This is a genomic window from Pseudidiomarina marina, from assembly GCF_003987045.1.
Lineage (GTDB): Bacteria > Pseudomonadota > Gammaproteobacteria > Enterobacterales > Alteromonadaceae > Pseudidiomarina > Pseudidiomarina marina.
In genome coordinates this window covers 1,087,544-1,112,303 of sequence record NZ_PIPZ01000001.1, presented here as the reverse complement: position 1 = coordinate 1,112,303, position 24,760 = coordinate 1,087,544, and the positions used below count along the sequence as shown (strand labels likewise).

General features: G+C 48.5%; 26 protein-coding genes. 23 read left to right on the top strand and 3 right to left on the bottom strand.

Annotated elements, in window-relative coordinates:
- The first annotated feature begins 40 nt into the window (after positions 1-40).
- The 4 genes from ileS (at position 41) to ispH (ending at position 4,888) form a co-directional block, all read left to right on the top strand.
- Positions 41-2,893, top strand: coding sequence for an isoleucine--tRNA ligase (gene ileS, locus CWI76_RS05415; protein WP_126759296.1), 2,853 nt, complete (start codon positions 41-43; stop codon positions 2,891-2,893).
- Positions 2,886-3,395: a signal peptidase II gene (gene lspA, locus CWI76_RS05410; RefSeq protein ID WP_241967955.1), complete on the top strand. Its 510-nt coding sequence runs from the start codon at positions 2,886-2,888 to the stop codon at positions 3,393-3,395. The genes ileS and lspA overlap by 8 nt, the downstream gene beginning before the upstream one ends.
- Positions 3,392-3,832, top strand: a complete 441-nt coding sequence (fkpB, locus tag CWI76_RS05405; protein WP_126759294.1) for an FKBP-type peptidyl-prolyl cis-trans isomerase — start codon at positions 3,392-3,394, stop codon at positions 3,830-3,832. The genes lspA and fkpB overlap by 4 nt, the downstream gene beginning before the upstream one ends.
- A gap of 114 nt (positions 3,833-3,946) precedes the next feature.
- On the top strand, positions 3,947-4,888 hold the full coding sequence (gene ispH / locus CWI76_RS05400; RefSeq protein WP_126759293.1) for a 4-hydroxy-3-methylbut-2-enyl diphosphate reductase: 942 nt from the start codon (positions 3,947-3,949) through the stop codon (positions 4,886-4,888).
- A gap of 108 nt (positions 4,889-4,996) precedes the next feature.
- On the opposite strand, the gene CWI76_RS11740 is transcribed toward ispH, so the two are convergent.
- Positions 4,997-5,380, bottom strand: coding sequence for a type IV pilin protein (locus CWI76_RS11740; RefSeq protein ID WP_126759292.1), 384 nt, complete (start codon positions 5,378-5,380; stop codon positions 4,997-4,999).
- Positions 5,381-5,448: 68 nt separating this feature from the next.
- Between CWI76_RS11740 and CWI76_RS05390 the strand changes: the two genes are divergently transcribed.
- From CWI76_RS05390 to CWI76_RS05305, 18 genes are all read left to right on the top strand, one after another.
- Positions 5,449-5,976, top strand: a complete 528-nt coding sequence (locus CWI76_RS05390; protein WP_126759291.1) for a GspH/FimT family protein — start codon at positions 5,449-5,451, stop codon at positions 5,974-5,976.
- On the top strand, positions 5,970-6,581 hold the full coding sequence (locus tag CWI76_RS05385; RefSeq protein ID WP_126759290.1) for a prepilin-type N-terminal cleavage/methylation domain-containing protein: 612 nt from the start codon (positions 5,970-5,972) through the stop codon (positions 6,579-6,581). The genes CWI76_RS05390 and CWI76_RS05385 overlap by 7 nt, the downstream gene beginning before the upstream one ends.
- Positions 6,571-7,668, top strand: coding sequence for a pilus assembly PilX N-terminal domain-containing protein (locus CWI76_RS05380; protein WP_126759289.1), 1,098 nt, complete (start codon positions 6,571-6,573; stop codon positions 7,666-7,668). Before CWI76_RS05385 ends, CWI76_RS05380 begins: the two co-directional genes overlap by 11 nt.
- Positions 7,658-9,586, top strand: coding sequence for a type IV pilus modification PilV family protein (locus tag CWI76_RS05375; RefSeq protein ID WP_126759288.1), 1,929 nt, complete (start codon positions 7,658-7,660; stop codon positions 9,584-9,586). The genes CWI76_RS05380 and CWI76_RS05375 overlap by 11 nt, the downstream gene beginning before the upstream one ends.
- A gap of 80 nt (positions 9,587-9,666) precedes the next feature.
- Entirely contained in the window at positions 9,667-10,311 is a 645-nt protein-coding gene (ccmA, locus tag CWI76_RS05370) for a cytochrome c biogenesis heme-transporting ATPase CcmA (protein WP_126759287.1), read from the top strand.
- Positions 10,304-10,987, top strand: coding sequence for a heme exporter protein CcmB (gene ccmB, locus CWI76_RS05365; protein ID WP_126759286.1), 684 nt, complete (start codon positions 10,304-10,306; stop codon positions 10,985-10,987). The genes ccmA and ccmB overlap by 8 nt, the downstream gene beginning before the upstream one ends.
- 1 nt (position 10,988) lies before the next feature.
- A complete protein-coding gene (locus tag CWI76_RS05360) occupies positions 10,989-11,741 on the top strand; it encodes a heme ABC transporter permease (RefSeq protein ID WP_126759285.1) in 753 nt (250 codons plus the stop codon).
- The gene (gene ccmD / locus CWI76_RS05355) at positions 11,731-11,964 is read left to right on the top strand and encodes a heme exporter protein CcmD (RefSeq protein ID WP_126759284.1); all 234 of its coding nucleotides are present in this window, start codon (positions 11,731-11,733) and stop codon (positions 11,962-11,964) included. The genes CWI76_RS05360 and ccmD overlap by 11 nt, the downstream gene beginning before the upstream one ends.
- Positions 11,948-12,472: a cytochrome c maturation protein CcmE gene (ccmE, locus tag CWI76_RS05350; RefSeq protein ID WP_126759283.1), complete on the top strand. Its 525-nt coding sequence runs from the start codon at positions 11,948-11,950 to the stop codon at positions 12,470-12,472. Before ccmD ends, ccmE begins: the two co-directional genes overlap by 17 nt.
- Complete coding sequence (locus CWI76_RS05345) at positions 12,469-14,442, top strand: heme lyase CcmF/NrfE family subunit (protein WP_126759282.1); 1,974 nt, start codon at positions 12,469-12,471, stop codon at positions 14,440-14,442. Before ccmE ends, CWI76_RS05345 begins: the two co-directional genes overlap by 4 nt.
- On the top strand, positions 14,429-15,001 hold the full coding sequence (locus CWI76_RS05340) for a DsbE family thiol:disulfide interchange protein (protein WP_126759281.1): 573 nt from the start codon (positions 14,429-14,431) through the stop codon (positions 14,999-15,001). Before CWI76_RS05345 ends, CWI76_RS05340 begins: the two co-directional genes overlap by 14 nt.
- Positions 15,001-15,486 (top strand): cytochrome c-type biogenesis protein, encoded by a 486-nt coding sequence (locus CWI76_RS05335; RefSeq protein ID WP_241967954.1) that lies wholly within the window; start codon positions 15,001-15,003, stop codon positions 15,484-15,486. Before CWI76_RS05340 ends, CWI76_RS05335 begins: the two co-directional genes overlap by 1 nt.
- Positions 15,483-16,682 (top strand): c-type cytochrome biogenesis protein CcmI, encoded by a 1,200-nt coding sequence (ccmI, locus tag CWI76_RS05330; RefSeq protein WP_126759280.1) that lies wholly within the window; start codon positions 15,483-15,485, stop codon positions 16,680-16,682. Before CWI76_RS05335 ends, ccmI begins: the two co-directional genes overlap by 4 nt.
- Positions 16,683-16,796: 114 nt before the next feature.
- A complete protein-coding gene (locus CWI76_RS05325) occupies positions 16,797-17,528 on the top strand; it encodes an MlaA family lipoprotein (protein WP_126759279.1) in 732 nt (243 codons plus the stop codon).
- Between the two features lie 97 nt (positions 17,529-17,625).
- Positions 17,626-19,122 (top strand): peptide MFS transporter, encoded by a 1,497-nt coding sequence (locus tag CWI76_RS05320; RefSeq protein WP_126759278.1) that lies wholly within the window; start codon positions 17,626-17,628, stop codon positions 19,120-19,122.
- 27 nt (positions 19,123-19,149) lie between these two features.
- Positions 19,150-20,034: a UTP--glucose-1-phosphate uridylyltransferase GalU gene (gene galU, locus CWI76_RS05315; protein ID WP_126759277.1), complete on the top strand. Its 885-nt coding sequence runs from the start codon at positions 19,150-19,152 to the stop codon at positions 20,032-20,034.
- Between the two features lie 182 nt (positions 20,035-20,216).
- On the top strand, positions 20,217-20,525 hold the full coding sequence (locus tag CWI76_RS05310) for a hypothetical protein (protein WP_126759276.1): 309 nt from the start codon (positions 20,217-20,219) through the stop codon (positions 20,523-20,525).
- 191 nt (positions 20,526-20,716) lie between these two features.
- Positions 20,717-21,064, top strand: a complete 348-nt coding sequence (locus CWI76_RS05305) for a hypothetical protein (protein WP_157980807.1) — start codon at positions 20,717-20,719, stop codon at positions 21,062-21,064.
- Here the strand turns inward: CWI76_RS05305 and cmoB are convergent.
- A complete protein-coding gene (cmoB, locus tag CWI76_RS05300; protein WP_404408441.1) occupies positions 21,048-22,031 on the bottom strand; it encodes a tRNA 5-methoxyuridine(34)/uridine 5-oxyacetic acid(34) synthase CmoB in 984 nt (327 codons plus the stop codon). The genes CWI76_RS05305 and cmoB overlap by 17 nt on opposite strands.
- A 38-nt stretch (positions 22,032-22,069) precedes the next feature.
- Positions 22,070-22,801 carry a carboxy-S-adenosyl-L-methionine synthase CmoA gene (cmoA, locus tag CWI76_RS05295; protein WP_126759274.1) on the bottom strand — a complete coding sequence of 244 codons (732 nt, stop codon included), beginning with the start codon at positions 22,799-22,801 and terminating at the stop codon, positions 22,070-22,072.
- A gap of 177 nt (positions 22,802-22,978) precedes the next feature.
- Between cmoA and aspS the strand changes: the two genes are divergently transcribed.
- On the top strand, positions 22,979-24,745 hold the full coding sequence (aspS, locus tag CWI76_RS05290; RefSeq protein ID WP_126759273.1) for an aspartate--tRNA ligase: 1,767 nt from the start codon (positions 22,979-22,981) through the stop codon (positions 24,743-24,745).
- Positions 24,746-24,760: the final 15 nt, after the last annotated feature.

Sequence of the window (24,760 nt, the reverse complement as noted above, 5' to 3'; positions counted from 1 at the left end):
AGCCATGGGGCACACTATGCCCTCGAAAAAGGAATCAAAGATGACCGACTACAAACACACACTGAATCTGCCGGAAACTGAGTTTCCGATGCGCGGGAATTTGGCGCAGCGAGAGCCGCAGATGTTGCAACAGTGGTACACAGATGACGTGTACGGCCTTATTCGCCAAGCGAAGGCGGGTCAGCCGGTGTTTATTTTGCATGATGGCCCTCCTTATGCGAACGGTGATATTCACATTGGTCACGCAGTGAATAAGATTTTGAAAGACATGATTGTGAAAGCGAAAACGCTGAGCGATTTTGATGCGCCTTATGTGCCTGGTTGGGATTGTCATGGCTTGCCAATTGAGCTGCAAGTTGAGAAGAAACATGGCAAGCCAGGTAAGAAACTCAGTGTGGCTGAGTTCCGTCAAAAATGCCGTGAGTATGCACTCACTCAGGTAGACGGTCAGCGTGAAGACTTTAAACGTTTGGGTGTGTTTGGTGATTGGGATAACCCTTATTTGACCATGAACCCGAAACAAGAAGCTGACAGTATTCGCGCGCTTGCAAAAATCATTGCCAATGGTCACATGCAACAAGGCTTTAAGCCGGTGCATTGGTGTACCGATTGTGGTTCTGCTCTAGCTGAAGCGGAAGTTGAGTATCAAGATAAGCGTTCACCAGCTATCGATGTTGGCTTTACGCCAGTGAACGAAAGTGAGTTGGTGGCTAAGTTTGATCACCCAGACGGCCATGCTGGCGAGGGTGAGGTGATGGTTGTGATTTGGACCACCACGCCGTGGACTATTCCAGCAAACCGTGCCATTTCGTTGCATCCGAGCCTTGATTATACGTTGGTTCAGGTTGAGGCGACGGATGAGCGCCCTGCCATGCGTTTGGTACTTGCTGATGAATTAGTGAAATCAGCCATGGAACGCTGGGGTATTGATGCTTATCACAAGCTTGGCTTCGCAAAAGGTGAAGCGCTTGAAAATGTGAAAGTGAATCATCCGTTATTTGCGGATGTTCAGGTGCCACTTATTCTTGGTGAGCACGTAACCACTGATTCTGGTACGGGCTGTGTGCACACGGCGCCAGGCCACGGTGTCGATGACTTTATTGTTGGTCAGCGTTACGGCATTGAAGTGTATAATCCAGTTGGCGATAACGGTGTGTATAAAGACGATACGCCGATGTTTGCTGGTCAGCACGTGATGAAGGCGAACCCGAATATTGTTGATGCGCTGCAAGAAGCTGGGCGATTGATCCATCACGAAGCGTATAACCACTCGTACCCACATTGCTGGCGCCACAAAACGCCAATTATTTTCCGTGCCACTCCGCAGTGGTTTATTAGTATGGATAAGCAAGGTTTGCGCGCCAAAGCATTAGAGCAAATTAAACAAGTGCGTTGGGTGCCAGAGTGGGGGCAAAGCCGCATCGAAAGCATGGTTGATGGTCGTCCTGACTGGTGTATTTCACGTCAACGCACGTGGGGTAATCCAATTGCTGTATTTGTGCGTCGTGACACTGACGAATTACATCCACGCACGCTGGAACTGATGGAAGAAGTCGCAAAACGTGTTGAAAAAGATGGCATTCAGGCGTGGTTCGATCTAGAACCTGAAGAGTTATTAGGCGATGAAGCCGTTGATTACCGTAAAGTGACTGACACCTTAGACGTGTGGTTCGATTCAGGTGTGACGCACGAAGCCGTTTTGAATAAAACGCCAGGCCTGCAGTGGCCAGCAGATTTGTATCTTGAAGGTTCTGATCAGCATCGTGGTTGGTTCCAATCGTCTTTGTTGACTGGTGTGGCGATGTATCAACAAGCACCATATAAGCAAGTGCTAACGCATGGTTTCACGGTTGATGGGCAAGGCCGCAAAATGTCGAAATCAATCGGCAACGTCATTGCGCCGCTTGAGGTGATGAACAAGTTAGGCGGTGATATCTTACGTTTGTGGGTTGCGGCAACGGATTATTCGGGCGAAATGACGGTTTCTGATGAAATCTTGAAGCGTTCCGCTGATAGCTACCGTCGTATTCGTAATACCTCACGTTTCTTGTTAGCGAACATTAACGAGTTTGAGCCAAGCAAACACGCTGTTGCTGCCGACGATATGGTTGCGATTGATAAGTGGATTGTTGCGCGTGCTGTTAGTTTACAAGAAGAGATTCTAAAAGCGTTAGACGACTACCAATTCCACGGCGTGGTGCAAAAAATTATGCACTTCTGCTCAATTGAGTTAGGTAGCTTCTACTTAGACGTGATTAAAGACCGTCAGTACACGGCAAAACGTGACAGTGTCGCGCGTCGTTCATGTCAGACCGCTTTGTATCACATTGCTGAAATGTTGGTACGCTGGTTGGCGCCTATTTGTAGTTTTACCGCGCAAGAAATTTGGGATGCGTTGCCGAAGCAGCTCGCCAATGGTGAAGCGCGTTCGCGTTATGTGTTTACCGAGAGTTGGTATCGCGAAGCGGCGCAAATTAGCGTGAGTCCAGCCGATAACGCCTTGTGGCAAACGGTGCTTGAGGTACGTGATGAAGTGAATCGTACGCTTGAGCAAGCGCGCCGTGATGATGTAATTGGCGGCAGCTTACAAGCCGAAGTGACTGTTTATGCGGTGGCCGACATTGCCGCACAACTATCTAGTCTTGAGGACGAGTTACGTTTTGCCTTTATTACGTCTGCTGTTGCCGTTGAAACGGTTGAGACGGCACCTGCAGGGGCTGTTGCAACAGAACTTGACGGCGTTTGGGTAAAAGTAGCGAAATCGGCGTACGAAAAATGCGAGCGCTGTTGGCATCACCGTGCAGAGGTTGGCACCATTGTTAGCCACCCGACGCTATGCCAACGCTGTGTAACAAACGTTGATGGAGCCGGAGAGGAGCGCCATTTTGCTTAAGCCAACTGATTTACAAAAGCGCGCCAGTGGGTTGCGCTTTTTGTGGTTAACCTTGCTGCTTATTGTTCTGGATCAATTTACCAAGCAATGGGTGATTCGTGTTTTCGATTTATACGAAAGCATTGAGGTGATGCCCTATTTAAATTTGACCTACGTGCGTAATATGGGTGCCGCCTTCAGCTTTTTGAGCGATCAAGGCGGCTGGCAGCGCTGGTTATTCACGTTTTTAGCGATAGCCGTTAGTGTGGTTCTGCTAATTTGGCTGCGCCGTAACCCGGCCAATATGTGGCGTCAAAATCTTGCCTTTGCGCTGATTCTGGCGGGTGCGATTGGTAATGTTATCGACCGTATAATATATGGTTACGTTATTGATTTTATTGATGTATATGTGAATGAGTGGCACTGGCCGGCATTTAACGTTGCCGATATGGCTATAACTATCGGTGCAGTTCTTATGCTATTAGAGGCGTTTTTTGAACAACGCCAGGAGCCACAGTCATGATCAGTCGTCTCCCGATCGAGCACGGTCGCGAAGTGATTTTGCATTTCACCATCAAATTAACCGATGATTCGGTTGCTGACAGTACTAAAATGTCAGGTAAACCAGCAAAGTTCCGTATGGGCGATGGCTCCTTAACGGAGAACTTTGAGTCGTGTTTGGTTGGTTTAAAAGCTGGCGATGCCCGCGAGTTTGAACTGGCACCAGAAGACGCTTTTGGTATGCCGAATAAAGATAACTATTATCAGGTAGATACCACCAAGTTCGGTGCAGATCGCCCTGAAGTTGGCCAAATTTTTACGTTTCCACAGCCTGATGGCACGGAGTTACCCGGTATTGTGCGGGCAATTAATGATCAGTTTGTGACGATTGATTTTAATCATCCGCTGGCTGGCCAGCGGGTGCGATTTGCCGTCGAAATTATTGAGGTAAACCCTTAAAAAAGCGAAAGCGATATTAGCTATTGGATATTTGATATTGGAACTGATGTATCGGGTATTTGTGTTTTCTCTAATATCTAATATCCAATAGCTAATATCGCACTTGGAGTTTTTATGAATATTGTTTTGGCGAATCCGCGTGGTTTTTGTGCCGGTGTTGACCGAGCGATTACTATAGTCGAGCGCGCATTAGAAATTTTTGAACCACCTATTTATGTGCGCCATGAAGTAGTACATAACAAATACGTGGTGGATTCGTTGCGTGCGCGCGGTGCTGTGTTTGTTGATGAGCTGCATGAAGTGCCTGACGATAGCATTGTGATTTTTTCTGCGCACGGCGTGTCGCAAGCGGTTCGTCAAGAGGCAAAAGACCGTGGTTTGCGAGTATTTGACGCAACCTGTCCGCTGGTGACGAAGGTGCATATGGAAGTGACGCGCGCAAGTCGCAAGGGGCATGAGTGTGTGCTGATCGGTCATGCGGGGCACCCAGAAGTAGAAGGCACCATGGGGCAGTACAATAACCCAAAAGGTGGAATCTACCTGGTGGAATCGGTTGACGATGTCGCAAAACTTGAGGTGAAAGATCCGAAACAATTGCACTACATGAGCCAAACCACGTTGTCGGTTGATGATACGGCTGACGTGATTGATGCGTTGCGTGACAAATTCCCAGAAGTGCAGGGGCCGCGCAAAGATGATATCTGTTATGCCACGCAAAACCGTCAAGACGCGGTACGCGAGCTGGCTGCTGAAGTGGATGTGCTTCTCGTTGTTGGCGCGCGAAATAGCTCGAATTCAAATCGCTTACGTGAATTAGCTGAAAAAATGGGTACGCCTGCGTACTTGATTGATGATGCTTCTTGCATTGATCAAGCGTGGCTCGATGGCAAAGAAAATGTCGGTGTGACTGCGGGGGCGTCAGCGCCGGAAGTTCTGGTTCGTGATGTGGTGAAAAAGCTGCAATCGTGGGGTGGAGAGACGGTTCAAGAGCGCAGCGGGCGCGAAGAAAATATCACTTTTTCTATCCCCCCAGAACTCCGCGTCGTCGAGCTGTAAAAACAAGTACGATATTGGCACTTAGATATTAGATATTAGAGCTAATGTATCGGGTACTTATGTTTTTTCTAATATCTAATATCCAATAGCTAATATCGCTTTAGCCTTTTACTGCCAACAGGTGGTGGGGGTTTTTTGGTCGTTCTGATTAATGCTCATTGTGGCACATTCTGTATCAGAAACCTGCGCACCTTTCGCTGTAGCCGTTAACGTATAGGTCTCGGCGCCAAGGTTCGACACACTAAAAGTGTAAAATTCGCTTGACGATGTAAAGCCAAGATCAGCTATTGTGGCATAGCTGGTATTGCGTAATCGATACTCTTCTTGGGCCATCTGTAATTTCATCAATTCGCCCATGGCGTCTGCTCTGCGGCTCTGTTTGACGTAGTCAGTAAAGTTCGGATATGCAATGGCTGCAATGATGCCGATAATTGCTACGACAATCATCAATTCAATCAGGGTCATGCCGGATAACTTTTTTTCAACTTGCATTTATTCCACCTGTTTATACTATGCTTAGTGCATGTGTTCATTAGTACGACAATTTTGGAACAAACGCAATGCGTCAAGGATTCACTTTACTAGAGCTTATCATCACGTTGTTAATTCTCAGCATTGTGCTGGGATGGGGTGTGCCTGCGACAATCGAAATGGCGCGAACTATGCGCCTACAGGGCGCTGCGCAAGATACCTACGCATTGCTGCAATACGCTCGCTCTGATGCGTTAAGTAGCGGCGAGAACCGTTTTGTGGTCTGGGATGATGAAAACGGTGATTGGTGTGCTGCGGTTGCCGTATCGAGTGACTGTGATTGCCTTACCGAAGATTGTTCAATTAACGGCGTGTTACGGCAAATTAATGGTACCGAGTATTCTGGCGTAACCATGGCGTCTGCTGCATTCTCTGCTGGTGACCATACCCGATTTGATGCGTTACGTGGTTTGGCTGAAGGGAACGCCGGTACGGTTAGTTATCAACTGCGTGACAGCAGTAACGCTGTAGAGCGAGAAGTGCGTGTGGTGGTCAGTACACTTGGCCGCTTGCGTTATTGCCAAGTTGGTGGTGTGGGGAGTTATCCGGCATGTTAAAGCAGCGCGGTTTATCACTTGTTGAATTAATGATCACCATTACGCTCGGCTTGATTTTAATGGCGGCGCTGACATCTGTGTTTTCGGCAACCCTTGGGACCAATTCGCGAAGCCTCCAGTTGAGTCAGCTCCAAGAAGAATCAACGGCAGTTATGGATTTGCTTTTGGGTGATTTGCGGCGAGCGGGATACCGCGGTAACGCGCATTTATTGGTGGTCGACCCAGATAACGCGGTGACGGCTTTCAACAATACGATTACGGTTTCACAGCATCCTAGCGAAGTCGGTTCGAGTTGCTTACTGTTTGAATATGACGCTGATAATGATGCGATTCATGACGGTGCTGTTGAGCAATTCGGTTATCGGTTGCGTAATGGCCAAGTTCAGCGTCGTCAGGGTGGCGCGACCTGTGACCAAGATGGTTGGGAAGGCTTAACCAGCCCCGATTTAATTCAAGTGGATGTGCTTGAGTTTATTCTTACCGAGCGCATGCTTGATGAAGTCAATGAACAAGTTGTCGAGGTATTGATGGTGGTGTCACTACCAAGTGACGCCCAAGTATCACGAGAGTTAGCAACAGAGGTGGTGCTTCGCAATGCGTTTTAAACAATCGGGCTTTGCCACAATCACAATTACGGTTTTATTACTCTCCATTATTATTTTGGTGACGCTTTATACCGCGCGCTTTAAAGTTCAAGAGCAGCGTATTACGCGCAATCACGCCAGCATGCAAGAAGCGACCTTGGTGGCCGATGCGGCGATTGAGCAAATTGTGATGGAGGTGAACGCGGAGAAATCAAACCTTAACCGCACCATTGACGGTGTTATTGGCGGTGCTCAATACAATGCAACGCTTTCGAGTACGCGGTTTGACGATACTATTCGCGGCGATGTGGATATTGTTGACGTGGTATTAACCGCCACATCGGCCGATGCGCGTGCGACACGAACCTTGCGCCAGCAAGTTGCGGTGCTTCCGATGATACGCTCGGCCCCAGATACACCGGTTGCGATTAAAGGCAGTATGAACGTTTCGGGTAACTTTGAGGTGGTAGCTAACCCTAACGGTGGTGGTGATGGTGTACCGTTATCGATTTGGACTGAAGGTGACGTTGATATTAACGGTAGCGGAACCACGTGTGGTCAGCAGGAATATAGTGAAGGTATGTGCTCGTCGCAACCGTTCAGTGAACGTGGCGACCACGGCGTTGATATCTTAGATAACGACCCTAATTTCCCTGATGACCTCTTAGAGTATTTGTTTGGCGTGCCCGAGCCGAAATGGGAAGAATTACGTGATTCTGCCAATCAGATTGTGAATGGCTGTGATTCAATTGGGCCTGCATCAACCGGCTTAATTTGGGTGATCGGTAATTGTTCACCTTCGGTTGATATTGGTTCCCCTGAAAATCCTGTAGCGTTGGTTATTCAAGATGGCGACTTGTCGATTAACGGTAATACGGTAGTCAATGGCTTGGTTTTCGCATTTAGAACGCCAGGTAACCTTGCTGATTATGAGTTAAAACTGAATGGTGGAGCGACCATTAACGGTGCTGTTATGGCTAACTTTGATCCAACTTTATCAAATGGAACACTGTTAGTTCGTTACCACGAAGAAATTCTCACTAATTTAGTCAGTAATGATGCTTTCAAACGAGTTTTGCGAGTAGGAGGAAGCTGGCGTGATTTCTAATTTTGCGAGTTCGGCGCAGAAGCGCGGATTTACCTTTGTTGAGGTGCTGGTTGCACTGGTAATTATTGCAATCGGTGTCACGGGTCTTGTTAGCTTGCAACGCACGTTCATGCAAAGTTCAGTAAGAGCTGCAGAACATGCTGCTGCTTTGAAGATAGCGCAACAGCGTCTTGAAGAATTACGTTTTGAGATTTATGCGGATATTGATTCGGGCACCGACAGTGTCGTTCTCGATGACAAGACGTATGCGGTTAGTTGGACGGTTGCGCCGCAATACTTTAATGGCTTATGGCGAACCACAGGTGATCCTGATTTGCCGAACCCATTACCGCCAACGCCGGACGCAAAGTCGGTGAATATTGAGGTGGCCTGGCAAATGCGGGGCGGGGAAGACCAGCTCTTAACTTTAGAAGGCTGGGTTGGCCGCATTGCGATGCGTGATGGTGGTCTGGCTGTAACCGCACCACCGCCGCGTAATGAGCCGAGTGTCACTTATAACCCAGGGGCTGCACCCGAGGTAATCGCGGTTAAATTGACTGAAGACGAGACGGCGACGCAGTACCAAGTGAAAGAAACCACGCGGCCAACACCGACAGTGATGCAGCGCGGCGACAAGTTAACCGTGCGATTTGATACCGTAACGTATGATGAAGCCACACAAACCCAGCGTGTTGAAGACTTTATCACGATTAATTGTTCGTGCATGTTTACTGGGTTTGAAGATAACGCGAATACGCCGCATCGGTTAATGCTGAAAGATGGTCGCTTGGTTTTAGATCCAAATGGTGGTCAAAAAACCAAGAAAATGACCGGTGTTGTGAACCCTGCTGTTTCTAACCAACCTGAGCTATGTACGCAATGTTGCCGTGACCACCATGATAACTCGACCATGGTTGCAGAGCAGGTTGTGTTTAAACATGACACAAACCGTAAAACCAACGGCAACCATCGCCATTTTTCTCGCGACGCCAGTGGCAACTTGGTTGAAGCAAACCAAGGCTCTAATAACGTGTACGAAGAATCATGTCGTATGCGTCGCATTGACGGCTGGTATGCCATGTATCCTGACTGGCAGTTCCACGCTGTAACCGCGACTTCGGCAAGTTTTTTGATTAACGAAACTGGCGCACAAACCTATACGCAGTATGTTCGAGATGTGGTGAAAGCGCTGGTGATGGGCAATGATCTTCCGGCGTCTCCAAGTGGTCGTGATATTTCTGTGACACCGGGCTCATACCAGCTCATCGGTCGCGGTATTTATTTGGATGATATGACTGATGCGCATTTGCAGGAAGTTAGACAATCGATTTTGAATAATGAACCTGACTGGATTGCTAAAGTACCATTTTATGAGGTCAACCTGACATTGTTGGGGGGCTGGGATACCACCAACACAGCGGTTGCTGATGTGACGAATGAGCCTATTCAGACGATCGTTGATCCTGAACAAAATTATTACGGTACCTACAGTCGCGGACGTATAAGTGCGCTCGATGGTGGTGTTGCAACAGTCACCATGAATGCGGCACTTGGTAACGCAAGTGTACTCGGAAGTAAACCAATTCATCCGCTGGAAGATGGCGAACTTAACAGCAGCGTCAATGTCACTGTTACCGCATCGGATGGTACAACACCGTTATACTCGGTTACCGGTGAAATTTACTGTCTTCAGTACAATGGCGATGCATGTAAAAACACGCACTATCGTGACGTTAGCGTCTCGGGTGTCGATGTTACCTGTACTTTCTCTAAACAAGGGAATGCAGATACTGGTGCGTATGCGTGTAATGGTATACCGGCGGGTACCTCAACCGTAATTAACTTCAGTAAATCTGGATTTACCTTCACGCCGTCTACAGTTGCGATTATTAACTTAAGTTCGAACGAAGTTCATAACGTACGAATGGACGAAAATTGATAGGTAAGGCTTATATGGCCTTGTAAACCTGTGGTACTATCGGGTCACTTTTTTTGACCCGATAGGTTGCCTCAACTCCAATGTCTGTTGTTATCGAAGCCAAACAACTCACGTCGGTACGTGCGGGACGCACGTTATTCTCCACACTCTCGCTGCAACTCGGCGCCGGTGAAATTCTCCATGTTGAGGGGCCAAACGGTGCGGGTAAGTCGACCTTACTTCGAATCATCGCTGGATTATTACAGCCACTTGAAGGTGAAGTGTGGTTATTTGGTGAACCACAACATCGAGATCCTGAGCTCTGGCAACGTCAAACCCTATTCATTGGGCATAAGCCGGCCGTAAAAGCTGAGCTCACCGCCTTAGAAAATCTTCATTTCCAGACACAACTTGATGGCGCCACTGATGTTGATGCGTGGCAGTTACTTGAAACAGTGGGCTTATTAGGGCTAGAAGACATTCCTGCACAGCAACTTTCGGCTGGCCAGCAACGACGCATTGCCTTGGCACGTCTTTGGTACAGCCAAGCCAAACTATGGATTCTTGATGAGCCTTTCACCGCGTTAGATACGTACGGGATTGAGTTACTCCATCAGCGTTTTCAACAGCATCTCGAAAATGGTGGTTCGCTTATTTTAACATCACATCAACCGCTGACGTGGTCGGGTGAACGATTACAGAAAATTCGAATCGAACATAACGACGAGGAGCTCACCGATGAATAAGGCGAGCTCCTGGCAGTTGATGACAACTGTGATGCGGCGCGATTTAGCCGTAGCGTTGCGCCGACGCAGCGATATTATCAACCCGCTGTTGTTTGTCGTGATTGTAGTGACCTTGTTTCCGTTAGCCGTAGGGCCCGGTCCTGATATTTTAGGGCGTATTGCTACTGGGGTGATCTGGGTGGCAGCGTTGTTGTCATCGTTACTCGGTTCTGAGCGCTTATTTCGCGATGATTTTTTGGATGGCAATTTAGAGCAACTGGTTTTATCGCCAGCGCCGCTGCCGTTGTTGGCGTTGGGCAAGGTTGCCGTGCACTGGTTGCTCAGTGGCTTGCCGTTGGTGATCCTCGCTCCGGTTTGTGCGTTATTACTTAAACTGCCGTTTGAAGCTTGGGGCACGTTGATGCTCACTCTCTTAGTAGGTACCCCAATGTTGAGTGCGATGACAGCCGTTGGTGCCGCATTGACAGTGAGTTTAGGGCGCGGTGGCGCCTTATTAAGCTTGTTATTGCTGCCATTGTTTATCCCTTTGTTGATATTTGCAGCGGCAGCAGTTGAGAGTACGCTGGTGGGTACATCTGCTTATGGGCAAGTGTTACTATTAGCCGGACTGATGTTATTGACGTTAATGTTGGCGCCTCTGGCCGTCGCAGCAGCAATTCGAGTGAGCGTGAATTAATATGTGGAAATGGTTACATCCGTACGCAAAAGGCGAAGCAACCTATCGATTATTAGGCTTATGGCAGCCGTGGTTAAGCGGTTTAGCCTTGGTTTTTGTAACCGTCGGGTTGGTGTGGGGATTGTTTTATGCACCACCTGATTATCAACAAGGCGATAGCTACCGCATCATTTTCATTCATGTTCCAAGCGCCATGTTCTCGATGGGGGCCTATACCGGAATGGCGATTGCGGCGTTGATTGCACTGGTGTGGCAAATTCGCACGGCTGAATGGGCGATTGCTGCCATTGCACCAGTTGGGGCGACGCTCACATTTGTTGCCCTATTCACTGGTGCCGTGTGGGGTAAGCCGATGTGGGGTACTTGGTGGGAATGGGATGCGCGCTTAACGTCACAACTTATTTTATTGTTTTTGTATATCGGTGTGCTGGCGCTTTACTATGCCTTCAATGACGCACGAACTGGCGCTAAAGCAGCTGCAATATTGGCTTTAGTTGGCGTAATTAATGTGCCGATTATTCACTTTTCGGTGTATTGGTGGAATTCATTGCATCAGGGAGCCACGATTACGAAATTCGAAAAACCGTCCATGCCACCTGAAATGCTTATCCCGTTATTGATTAGCATCGCCGGCTTTTTGTTCTTAACCGCTGCGCTGATAACACAACGGTTGCGTAATGAGATATTAAAGCAAGAGCTGCACCGTCCGTGGGCAATGGAGAAACTGGGTGTGGAGGCCAACCATGGCGTTTGATAGTTGGCAAGAAGTGATTTGGATGGGCGGCTATGGGTTTTATGTATGGCTCGCCTTCGGGGTTTCAATTTTAGCTATCGCAATATTAGTGGTGCACGGGTTGCTAACGCGCAAAAAATTAGCGCAAATGGCTGTAAAAAAACAGCAACAACAGCAACGTATCGCGCGTCGTAAACAGCAAGAGCGTCATAGGAGTATGGTGACCAATGATTCCACGTCGTAAAAAACGCCTCGCTTGGGTTTTATCTTTGGTGGTTGGCGTAGCCGCAGCCATTAGTTTGATTTTGTATGCGTTAACGCAAAACATTGACCTGTTTTATACCCCGTCAGAAATGATTGAAGGGAAGGGTGTTACTAAGGTTCGCCCAGAAGTAGGACAGCGTATACGAGTTGGCGGCATGGTTGTTGAAGGTTCGGTGAAGCGCAACCCGAAAACACTTGAAGTAAGTTTTCAGGTAACCGATACCGGCCCTGAAGTGACTGTACTCTACACCGGTATTTTGCCGGACTTGTTCCGTGAGGGGCAGGGTATTGTCGCGCAGGGCGTTTTGATTGAACCAACCGTGCTAAAAGCAACCGAAGTATTAGCGAAGCACGACGAAGAGTATATGCCTCCAGAATTGGCAGAAGCCATGAAGGGCATTAAACACGTCAATCCGAACCAGCCGGATTACACCGGTTCAAAAGCAGAAGATTCTGACCAACAAGACAGCTCTGGAAATAACCAATGATTGCTGAATTTGGACAATTAACGCTGGCGTTAGCGCTTGCGTTCTCCGTTTTACTCGCGATTTATCCATTATGGGGCGCTTGGCGCGGTCATAGCGGCGCGATGTTGCTGGCTCGGCCTCTTGCCTATGGTCAGTTCTTATTCACGGCGTTAGCTTACGCTGCGCTCACCTATGGCTTTATTGTTAACGACTTCAGCATTTCCTATGTGGCACACAATTCAAATACGGCGTTGCCGTTAGTGTATCGCATCACTGCTGTGTGGGGTTCACATGAAGGCTCGTTCTTGTTGTGGATGCTGATGCAGGCTGGCTGGATTGCAGCTGTCGCTATGTTTTCGCGGCGAATGCCATTAACCATGATGGCGCGGGTGTTGGCGGTGCTTGGGCTCATTAGCATCGGCTTTTACTTGTTCATGCTGAGTGTATCGAATCCGTTCGATAGGGCGTTACCACTGATTCCAGTGGATGGGCGTGACTTAAACCCGCTGTTACAAGACCCAGGCATGATCTTCCACCCGCCACTGTTATACATGGGTTATGTCGGCTTCTCGGTTGCCTTTGCTTTCGCAATTGCAGCACTTGTTAGTGGTAAGCTTGATGCTTCATGGGCGCGTTGGTCACGGCCGTGGGCGACGGCAGCTTGGTGCTTTTTAACCTTAGGTATTGCGCTGGGCAGTTGGTGGGCTTACTACGAATTAGGCTGGGGCGGATGGTGGTTCTGGGATCCGGTTGAGAACGCCAGTTTTATGCCGTGGCTGGTTGGTACTGCGTTGATTCACTCCTTAGCTGTTACGGAAAAACGGGGCGCGTTTAAATCGTGGACCGTGCTTTTAGCAATCTCCGCGTTCAGTTTGAGTTTGCTTGGTACCTTCTTGGTGCGTTCTGGTGTGATTGTCTCGGTGCATGCGTTTGCAACAGATCCTGCTCGTGGTCTATTTATTCTCGGCTTGCTAGCCGTTGTTATTGGTGGCTCGCTATTATTGTTTGCCTTGCGCGCTGGCGCCGTTAACAGCCAAACCAAATATGAAGCGGTGTCGCGTGAAGTGATGTTGCTTGGTAATAATATTTTATTAATGGCGGCAACCTTAGTTGTGCTCCTTGGCACGTTGTTGCCATTGGTTCACAAAGAACTTGGTCTGGGCTCAATATCGATTGGCGAGCCGTTCTTTAATCAAATGTTTACTTGGCTGATTGTGCCGTTTGTGTTGTTGATGGGCTTAGGGCCGCTATTGCGTTGGCGTCGCCAAGAGCTGAAGCCGTTAGCGACTGATTTGTTCCTTGCACTTGCTCTTGCTGTATTGCTTGGTTTCGCTCTGCCGTACGTGTTTGCCGATCAAGTTCTGGCAATGACGGTGTTAGGTTTGGTGATGGCGTTGTGGATTGTGATGACGCTGGTTACTGAGTTGAAGCAGCGTATACAGCAACGTGGTGAAGGGCTGGCTAGTCTAACTAAATTAGGGCGTAGCCACTGGGGTATGGTGCTTGGCCACCTCGGTTTTGCCGTGACACTGGTTGGTATTGCGGCGGTAAGCCAATACGAAGTTGAACGTGATGTCCGCTTGGCACCAGGTGAATCGGTACAAGTAGAACATTATCGTATTCAATTTGATTTACTTAGCGAGCAGCAGGGACCAAATTACACGACAGACCATGCTGAATTTAGTGTGTATAAAGATGATCGTAAAATTTCAGAGTTAGTCTCTGAAAAACGGTTCTATACGGTGCAGCGCATGAGCATGACCGAAGTCGGTTTAGACTCTGGCTTTTTACGTGACGTGTACGTCGCATTGGGCGAGCCATTACAAGATGACGAAAATCCGAATGCGTGGGCAGTACGCATCTACATTAAACCATTTGTGCGCTGGATTTGGCTTGGCGCCGTGATCATGGCTTTAGGTGGTGCATTAGCGATGAGTGACAAGCGTTATCGGTCACAGCGAAAACAGCGAGGTAACTATGGCACAGCGTAGTAAATTACGTTGGGTAATTTTGGCCCTGCCGTTGTTGGCATTTATATGGTTAACCCTATTTTTGTTGCGCGGCTTGTTTTCTGATCCAACCGAACTTAGCTCGGCACTCGTTGGAAAACCAGTGCCGCAGTTTACGGTGCCTGATATCTACGATACGAGTAAGATGCATACTGAAGCCGTGCTACAAGGTCGTCCGATGTTATTGAACGTATGGGCAACTTGGTGCCCAACGTGTCGCGCCGAGCATGAATATTTGAATAAGCTCGCAGCGGAAGGAGTTTATATTGTTGGTTTGAACTACAAAGATGACTCGCGTGCGAAAGCCGTCAACTGGCTCAACACCTTAGGTGATCCGTATCAACTCAATTTGTTTGACGAACGTGGCATGGTTGCCCTTGATTTCGGTGTATATGGCGCACCCGAAACGTTTTTGATTAACTCGGCTGGTGAAGTTGTCTATCGTCATGTGGGCGATGTAAACGACCGTGTTTGGAATACGATATTAAAACCACAGTACGACGAACTAATGCAGTCTTACCAAGGCGCAGGAGCGAAGTAATGATGAGAAACTTAATCACCATGCTCGTAGTCGCGTTTAGCGTGACCCTTAGTTCGTTAAGTGTCGCTTATGCGGTTAACCTTGAAACCTATAAATTCGATGACCCGCAGAAAGAAGCCTTATTCCGCGAGCTTATCGATGAGCTGCGCTGTCCGAAATGCCAAAATCAAACGATAGGCGATTCTGATGCGCCCTTAGCCAAAGATTTGCGTGACCGAACTTATATGATGGTGCAGCAAGGCGCATCGAAGCAGGAAGTGGTTGATTACATGGTTGCGCGCTATGGCGACTTTGCCTACTACCGACCGCCGGTTAAGGTGAGTACCGTTGTGTTATGGCTGGGTCCAGTTATTGTGATTTTAGTTGGCGCAGGTGTCATTTTGATGCGCGTACGAGCCCGCAATAACGCAGAAGTTGAGTTAAGTGAGCAGGAACAAGCGCAATTAGCCGCGCTGCGTGCTTCAAAACAGGATAAATCATCATGATTGTACACATTGCGTTGATTTTAGCCGTGGCATTGGCCGGTGGTTTATTTCTATTGCTAACCGGACGCCGCCAACGTGATCAGCAACGCACACGCTTAGACGTCAACCGCGAGTTATATGAGCAACGCAAACTTGAACTTGTGCAAGAGCGCGAAGACGGTTTGCTCACTCAAAACGCATTTGAGCGTGCTAACAATGAATTAGATAAACGTTTTGTTACTGAAAATACTGAGTTAGAGCAGTTGCATGATGAGCAAGTTGGTCGCAATATTTGGCTACCAGCGGTATTGGTGGTGGTGTTAACTGTCGTACTTTATAGCTTATTTGGTAGCTGGACGCTGCAACGTCAAGCCGATGAAGCCATACAAGCGCTCCCTGAATTAGGTAAAAAGGTACTCACCAACGACAGTGCGCAAACGACTCGCGAAGAACTTGAGACCTTTGCGCTGGGTTTACGTCAGCGCTTAGCGGGTGAACCGAATGATGCTGTCGCTTGGTTGGTTTATGCGCGCTCAATGACTGCTCTGGGTCAATTGGAGCAAGCCATTGAAGCTTATAAGAAGTCATTGAGCATGGAACCGAACCGTATCGGGACACTGCTGAGTTATGCACAGTTATTACTGCAAACGGGTGACGAAGAGATGATGCCGGAAGCGGCGACGATGCTACGCCGCGTACTCGAGCAAGAGCCAAACAACCAAGAAGGTCTTTCGTTATTGGGCTTTGTGGCTTTTCAGCGTGGTGATTGGGAGCAAGCCATCACAGCATGGGAGTTGTTATTACAACAAATTCCTGAGTCTGATGAACGCTATCAGCCGGTTGCAACAGCTGTTGCTGATGCACGGGAACGCCTCGAGGCAACGGAATTGGAACTGACTGTTACGGTCGATATTAGTGAAGAACGAATGGCTGACGTGCCCGAAGGTGCAACATTGTTTGTTTACGTACGCGCAGCTGATGGCCCAGGCATGCCAGCAGCGGTTGTTCGTCAGCCAGTTTCCGAGTTCCCGGTTACCGTCACCTTATCGGATGCTAACGCGATGCTACCGGACTATCGCTTGAGTCAATTGAACCAATGGCAGGTGATGGCTCGTATATCAGCTGATGAACAAATTGATGCGGCTGAGGGTGATTTGGATGCGGTGCCACTGATCATCGACCCAGCCACCACCACCGTGCGGTTAGTGATCAAGTAAACGCAAGTACGATATTAGCCGTTAGATATTAGATATTAGCTCGGCTGTTTTAGTTGTTTTCTAATATCTAATATCTAACGGCTAATAACGGTTTTGGTTTTTAAGGGAGTTTTTATGAACAGACTTTTAGCAATTGCTGCAGTTGCCTTATTGGCAAGCGGTTGCGCGAGCGCCCCACAGGACGATACTTGGGCTGACGAACGAGACCCGTTCGAGCAAGTAAACCGTGAAGTGTGGGACTTCAACGAAGAGCTTGATGATGCTGTGATCCGCCCCGCCGCAAAAGCATACAGCCACGTGCCAAAGCCGATGCGAAAAGGTTTGTCGAATGCGGTAGAAAATCTCGATGAAGTATCGTCGTTGGTCAATAATGCGCTTCAGGGCAAAGTGGTGGATGCTGGTGTGAGTTTCTGGCGTTTCACGATTAACAGCACCGTTGGTGTGCTTGGTATTTTTGATGTCGCTACTGAGATGGGAATTGAGCGTCGCGAAGAGGGTTTTGGCGAAGTATTGGCATCCTACGGTGTTGCTGATGGTCCCTACTTGATGCTACCTGGTCTTGGGCCAACCGTTGTGGTTGATCGTGGTGGTGATGTTGTTGATGGCATGTATTTCCCACTAGATAACTTGAGTGGACCGACAAGTGTGGCGCGTTGGATGATTAAAGGGCTCGAAGCGCGTATTCAACTGATGGACTTAGAGCCAATGTTGGAAGAATCTTTGGATCCGTATTCGTTCGTGAAAGAATCGTATTTTCAGCGCTGGCAAGACAAAGTTTACGATGGAAATCCGCCAGCACAGTCGGATGAAGAGGAACTGGACGACGATTTTTACGACCAGTTTTAAGCCTCGAAGCCTTGCACCATGCAAGGCTTCTGCGTTATAAAAGCCCGTCACTGTTATAACTTGAATAACGATAATTACATTTACTGAGGAATATTATATGAGCCAGGCGCCTGCGAAGTCTGAACTTTGGGGTCACCCGAAGGGCCTGTATGTGCTTTTTACTGCCGAAATGTGGGAGCGTTTCTCTTACTACGGCATGCGCGCATTGTTAGTACTTACTTTGGTTGCAGCAACTGAAGCGGCAAACCCAGGATTCGGCATGAGCGATGCGGATGCATTATCGCTTTATGGTATGTATACCGGTCTTGTTTATTTTACGCCGCTGATTGGTGGTTGGTTAGCTGATAACTATTTAGGACAGCGCCGCTCGATTCTACTCGGCGGTATTTTGATGGCTGCAGCGCAGTTCACCTTGTTTGCGGCGACCCCGCACAGCATTGAACTGTTCTACATCGGTTTAGGTATTTTGATAGCTGGTAACGGCCTATTTAAACCAAACATTTCGACCATTGTTGGTGATTTGTATCAACAAGGTGATGCACGTCGTGATAGTGCGTTCTCAATTTTCTACATGGGTATTAACTTAGGTGCGTTTATTGCGCCATTGGTTACCTCGACGTTGGGTGAGAGCCCTGATTATGGTTGGCGCTGGGGTTACTTTGCCGCTGGTATTGGTATGACGCTAGCCGTGATTACTCAAGGTTTATTCTTCCAGCGTTTCTTAGGCGATATTGGTAAAATTCCTGGTGCAAAACGTGACCGTGAAGCGGCCGGTGGTGTGAAGAAGCCACTATCAAAAGTTGAGCATGATCGCCTTCGCGTTATTTTGTTCCTATTTGTGTTCGTCACGGTGTTCTGGTTAGCGTTTGAGCAAGCCGGTGGTTTGATGAATATTTATGCTGATCGTTACACTGACCGTAGTTTTGGTGATTCGATTATTCCAGCTGGATATTTTCAATCGCTGAACCCGCTATTTATTCTGCTATTCGCACCTATTTTCTCCGTATTGTGGGTGTGGTTACACAAGAAAGATAAAAGCCCAGATGCGCCGATTAAGATTTTCGCAGGCTTGGTACTCACCTCAATTGGTTTCGTATTCTTGATTTTGGGCTTATTTGAGATTCAAGTAACCGGTCAAGCGAATATGATGTGGTTGATACTCGCGTATCTATTCCACACCTTGGGTGAACTTTGTATTTCGCCAGTTGGTTTGTCACTGATGACAAAACTCGCTCCGTTGCGTTTAGCATCATTAGTCATGGGTGTGTGGTTCTTGATGCCAGCGATTGCCAGCTACCTCGCGGGCATGGTTGGTGCATTCAGTGAAAATGCAGGCGAGTATGACTTCTCGATTCAAGTAGCAACGTCAATTGGCCTTGACCCAGGTTATGCAGGCTTATTAATGGTATTTGGTGGCGTAGCGGTAGGTTTACTATTTTTCGCTGTGGTTCTTTGGTTTATCTCTGGCATGCTTGTTAATTGGATGCATGGGGCAGAGCGTGTGGAGCCAAGAACGACGGCCGAAGGACTTGATCAAGAGCTGGAAGCTGTCGCCGAACACGAAGGCCTAGGCACAAAAGCTGAAAAGCAATAAAACATTAAACAATAGGATTTGTTGAACATGGTAAAAAAAGTTGTGATTCCGGTGGCAGGTCTGGGGACGCGGATGCTGCCAGCAACCAAAGCAATTCCAAAGGAAATGCTGCCGTTGGTTGACCGGCCGTTGATTCAGTATATTGTCGAAGAGTGCGCTGCAGCTGGGCTAACCGATATTATTTTGGTAACTCACTCAAGCAAAAGCGCTATCGAAAACCACTTCGACGCCAACTATGAATTAGAGGATATGCTGGAAAAACGGGCTAAAGATCAACTTTTAGCTGAAGTGCGGGCAATCTGCCCGCCTCAGGTTACCGTGATGGCCGTGCGCCAAGACGTTGCAAAAGGTCTTGGCCATGCCGTGCTTTGTGCGCGTCCATTGATTGAAGACCAGCCATTTGCAGTGGTACTGCCAGACGTATTGGTCGACTCAGCAAGCTGTGATTTAAGTCGAGATAACTTGGCCGAAATGGTCGCTAACTTTAACGCCTCTGGCGCAGCGCAGGTTATGGTCGAAAAAGTGCCGGCTGAGTTAGTTAATCAATATGGCGTTGCTGACATCAACGGCGTGGAGCTAGCGCCGGGCGAGCAGGCTTCAATTAAACGTTTAGTTGAAAAGCCGCCAGTTGATGAAGCACCATCGGATTTAGCTGTGGTTGGTCGCTACGTATTCCCAGCCGCCTTGTGGGCGCTACTGGAGAAGACACCGCCGGGCGCTGGCAATGAAATTCAGTTGACTGATGCAATGGCAATGCTGCTCGAGCAACAGCCGGTTAATGCCTATTACATGAAAGGCAAGAGCCATGATTGCGGCAACAAGCTAGGTTACACGCAAGCCTTCGTTGAACACGCCATGCGTCACCCAGCCCTCGGCACCGACTTCAAAGCCTGGCTCGCCAAGCAACGCTAATACCTTGACGTTTACAGCCCATCGCGTTGATGCTTAGAAGCCTTGACGTGATGGAGCTTATCCCACCTACATCTGAATATGTCAGCAATAAGCCAAAAAGCTAAGTGGATATGAATTAATTAAAGTCCGCCGGTTTGGTGAGTGCCTATACTTCCTCTTTTCTGTACTCTGGAAGCAAACCAATGAAATCTCCACAAGAACTGCAAGACGAAGTTGTCCGTAAGCTAGCGAAATTTATACGTACCGAACGTGAGTATAGAATGAGTCAGATAGCCTTTTCTGAGAGGTTGTATTGTGGTCGCGCAACCATTTCAAGAATGGAAAGTGGTCATAGTGTACGCAGTGAATATTTAATAGCGGCACTCGTCGAACTCGGTTTAGCCCCGAAATTCATTGAAATCCTTGATGCAGCGCTGGCTGAGCCGCCATCTAAACGCGAAAAGGATGAACGTCAACGAAGATTCGATGCCATTATGGCTCCCTATCTCTAAAGAACCGCAACATCAGTCAATTTGCACAGCCCAAGGCCCATAACTCAAAAATATCGTTATCGGAATAATAATCCAAGGTATCAATTAATGAACTAACGAGCAGAGAAGAGTGGGTATATGCCAATAAAAAATAAGTGTTCAGTTGCATCAAAAAGAGAGCAAAACGAGGTGGCTAAAATGCTCCATTTTTGATGCAACTGAACACTGAGAATAAAATAGGGTGGCATGCCTATGACTATGGCCATGCTTATGACTATGGCTATGCCTATGCCTATGACTATGGCTATGCCCATGCTTATGACCATGCCTATGACTATGGCCATACCTATGACCATGCCTATGCCCATGCCTATGCTTATGACCATGCCTATGCCTATGCTTATGACCATGCCTATGCCTATGCTTATGCCCATGCCTATGCTTATGCCCATGCCCATGCTTATGACTATGGCCATGCCTATGACCATCGGCGTAAGCTCGGGCATTCACGATGCTACGCATCACCCGGCGTAAAACGCCGGGCTACGGGTTGGCGATGATGACGGCGCGGCGGGGGGCGGGGTAGCCTTCGATGGTGCGGCTGCGGTCGTTTGGATCGAGGAAGTCGGCGAGTGATTGACCTTGCATCCATTCGGTGGCGCGTTGTTCTTCGAGGCTGGTGATGGATTCGTCGACCACGCGCGCGTTTTTGAAGCCGACTCGGCTCATCCAGTGTAATAGGGCTTTGGTGCTTGGGATAAACCAAACGTTGCGCATTTTGGCGTAGGTTTCGCCTGGCACTAAAACGGTATGTTCGTCGCCTTCAACCACCAATGTTTCGAGTACAAGTTCGCCGCCCGTTTTTAATTGGGCGCGAAGTTGTGTCAGGAAATCAATTGGCGAACGACGGTGGTATAAGACGCCCATGCTGAAGACGGTGTCAAACGCACGGAGTTCAGGAAGATCTTCGACACCGAGTGGAAACCAGTGGGCTCGTGCGGCAAGTTCGGCAGGCATGAAGTGCCGAATGGCCATAAACTGTGCCATAAACAACTGGCCTGGGTCGATGCCCCAAACTTGATCGGCGCCGGCTTCAAGCATGCGCCACAGGTGATAGCCACTGCCACAACCGATATCAAGTACTTGGCGGCCGCTGAGGTCGCCGTTATTGCTTAAATGGGGCAACACGCGCTGCCATTTAAAATCTGAACGCCATTCGGTGTCGATGTGCACGCCATGCAGGTCGAACGGTCCTTTGCGCCACGGTGTGAGTTGCATCATGAGGCCGCGAATACGGTTTTGCTCGCCTTCACTAATATTCTCGTTCGCTACGGTAATCGTATCAGCAAGAGAAACGTGTTGCGGTTCGATTTTAGGTAGTTGCGCAACGCAACGAAGCCACTTGGGTAATTCGCCGTGCTGTTGTTCTTTTTGCCATGTTTCTAACTGCGCTGGCAAGGTTGTAAGCCAATGCTGCAAAGGTGACTGGGCAACAGAGATAAGATCTTGGGCGAACAAATTCATCATTTCTCCGGTTAATTCTCGGCAAGTTATTTAACGGCTAGCTATTTAACGGCTAGTAGTGCCGCGAAATTGTAGCATTGGAACCACACTTGGGTGTGATTAAAGCCAATTTCGTGCAGGCGTTGATGGTGCGCCTCAAGTGTGTCGATGCGCATGACGTTCTCGATGGCTGCGCGTTTCTGGGCAATTTCGAGTTCACTGTAGCCGTTGGCGCGTTTGAATTCGTGGTGAATATCTACAAGCAGCTCGTTCATGTGCTCATCGGCACTGCGGAATTTTTCGCTCAACAACATTACGCCGCCCGGTTTTAGGCCGTCGTATATTTTTTTCAGTAAGTCGTAGCGCTGCTCTGGCGGCACGAACTGCAAGGTGAAGTTCATGGTCACCACGGAAGCACTTTTAATGTCAGACTGCTGGATGTCTTCGCAGCGCACACTCACAGGCACGTCGCTACGATAGCCTTGCAAGTGAAGCTTGCAACGCTCAACCATGGCTTCGGAATTGTCGATACCGATAACCTGAACGCCGCTAAGGTGCTGGCAGTTTTGGCGCATGGCTAATGTCGCAGCGCCTAACGAGCAGCCTAAATCATAGAGATTAGAGTCAGATTGTGCGAAGCGCTTAGTGAGCTGGCCAATGCCTTGCAAAATGCTTTGGTAGCCAGGTACGGAGCGGTTGATCATGTCGGGGAATACTTCCACCACGGTGTGATCAAACACAAAATCGCTGACTTGCGGCAATGGCTCTGCGAATATCGAATCTTTCTTCGTCATACGTCTCAATAATCTTTGGCTGACAGACACTCGATGTATTTTAACGTAACGTAGCCCGAAACAGTAGCACCATGGTTGTTCTCATTATTAAATTGCGCCGACAGTTACTGACATTCAGTGTAAGTCCGTTATAATGTGCAGCCTTGTAAATTCTTAATTTGTGGTAGGGATGATCCCATGCGTAGCCATTACTGTGGACAACTTGAAACGAGTCTTGTAGACCAATCCGTAACTTTGTGCGGTTGGGTGAATAAACGCCGTGATTTAGGTGGTTTGATTTTTATTGATATGCGCGACCGAACTGGTTTGGTGCAGGTGGTGTTTGATCCTGACCAAAAGGCGCTTTTCGAGACTGCAAACAAGCTACGTCAAGAGTTCTGTATTCGTTTAGTGGGCACCGTGCGTGCGCGTCCTGAAAGCCAGGTTAACAAAACTATGGCGACCGGTGCGGTTGAGGTGATGGCGACTGAGCTTGAAATTATTAGCCGTGCCGAGCCACTGCCAATTGATTTTAATCAGCAGGTAAGTGAAGAGCAGCGCTTGCGCTTCCGCTATTTGGACTTACGTCGTCCAAACATGAACCACAACTTACAGTTCCGAGCCAAAGTAACCAGCGCGGTTCGTCGTTTCTTAGATGACCATGGTTTTTTAGACATCGAAACACCAATGTTGACTCGAGCAACGCCTGAAGGCGCGCGTGATTACTTGGTGCCAAGCCGCACACACAAAGGGAAGTTCTTCGCATTGCCACAGTCGCCGCAGTTGTTTAAGCAGTTGCTGATGATGTCTGGTTTTGATCGTTACTACCAAATTGTGAAGTGTTTCCGTGACGAAGATTTACGGGCAGATCGCCAACCAGAATTTACGCAGATTGATATTGAAACATCGTTTATGTCGTCTGACCAAGTGATGGCGGTAACAGAACAGATGGTACGCAAGCTGTTCTCAGAAATGCTTGATGTTGATTTGGGTGATTTCCCGCGGATGACGTGGCACGAAGCGATGCGTCGCTTCGGTAGCGATAAGCCTGACTTGCGAAATCCACTTGAGTTAATTGACGTGGCTGACTTGCTCAAAGATGTTGAGTTTAAAGTGTTTGCCGGCCCAGCGAATGATCCGAAAGGGCGCGTCGCTGCGCTGAAAGTGCCAGGCAAAGCGGAAGCAATTTCACGCAAGAACATTGATGAATATACCAACTTTGTTGGTATCTATGGTGCGAAAGGCCTAGCGTGGATGAAAGTGAACGACTTGAGTGCGGGCCGCGACGGAATTCAGTCGCCGGTACTTAAGTTTATTCCAGATGCGGCACTTGAAGGCATCCTAACCCGTACTGAAGCGGCGAACGGTGATATCATTTTCTTCGGTGCGGACAAAGCAACTGTGGTTGCAGAAGCCATGGGTGCATTGCGCTTGAAGGTTGGCAACGATTTTGAACTCGTGAGTGACGAGTGGCGTCCTCTTTGGGTTGTCGACTTCCCGATGTTCGAAGAACACGAAGGCCGTTTGCATGCGATTCACCATCCGTTCACCGCGCCGGTTGGTGTGACCCCAGATGAATTGAAAGCGAACCCAGAAGCTGCGCTGTCGAATGCCTACGATATGGTGCTTAACGGCGTAGAAGTCGGCGGCGGTTCAGTTCGTATTCACAATAACGAAATGCAGCAAGCGGCGTTTGAAATTTTGGGTATTGGCAAAGACGAAGCGCAAGAGAAGTTTGGTTTCTTGCTTGAAGCCTTGAAGTACGGCACGCCGCCACATGCGGGCTTGGCCTTTGGTCTTGATCGTTTAGTGATGCTAATGGTAGGCGCAAGTTCTATTCGCGAAGTAATTGCATTCCCGAAAACAACAACCGCGGCGTGTGTATTGACTGACGCACCAGGCGTTGCCAACCCAGAGGCATTGGCAGAACTCAACGTTGCTGTTACCTTGAAGGACAGTGAATAAAATACCTTACTGATA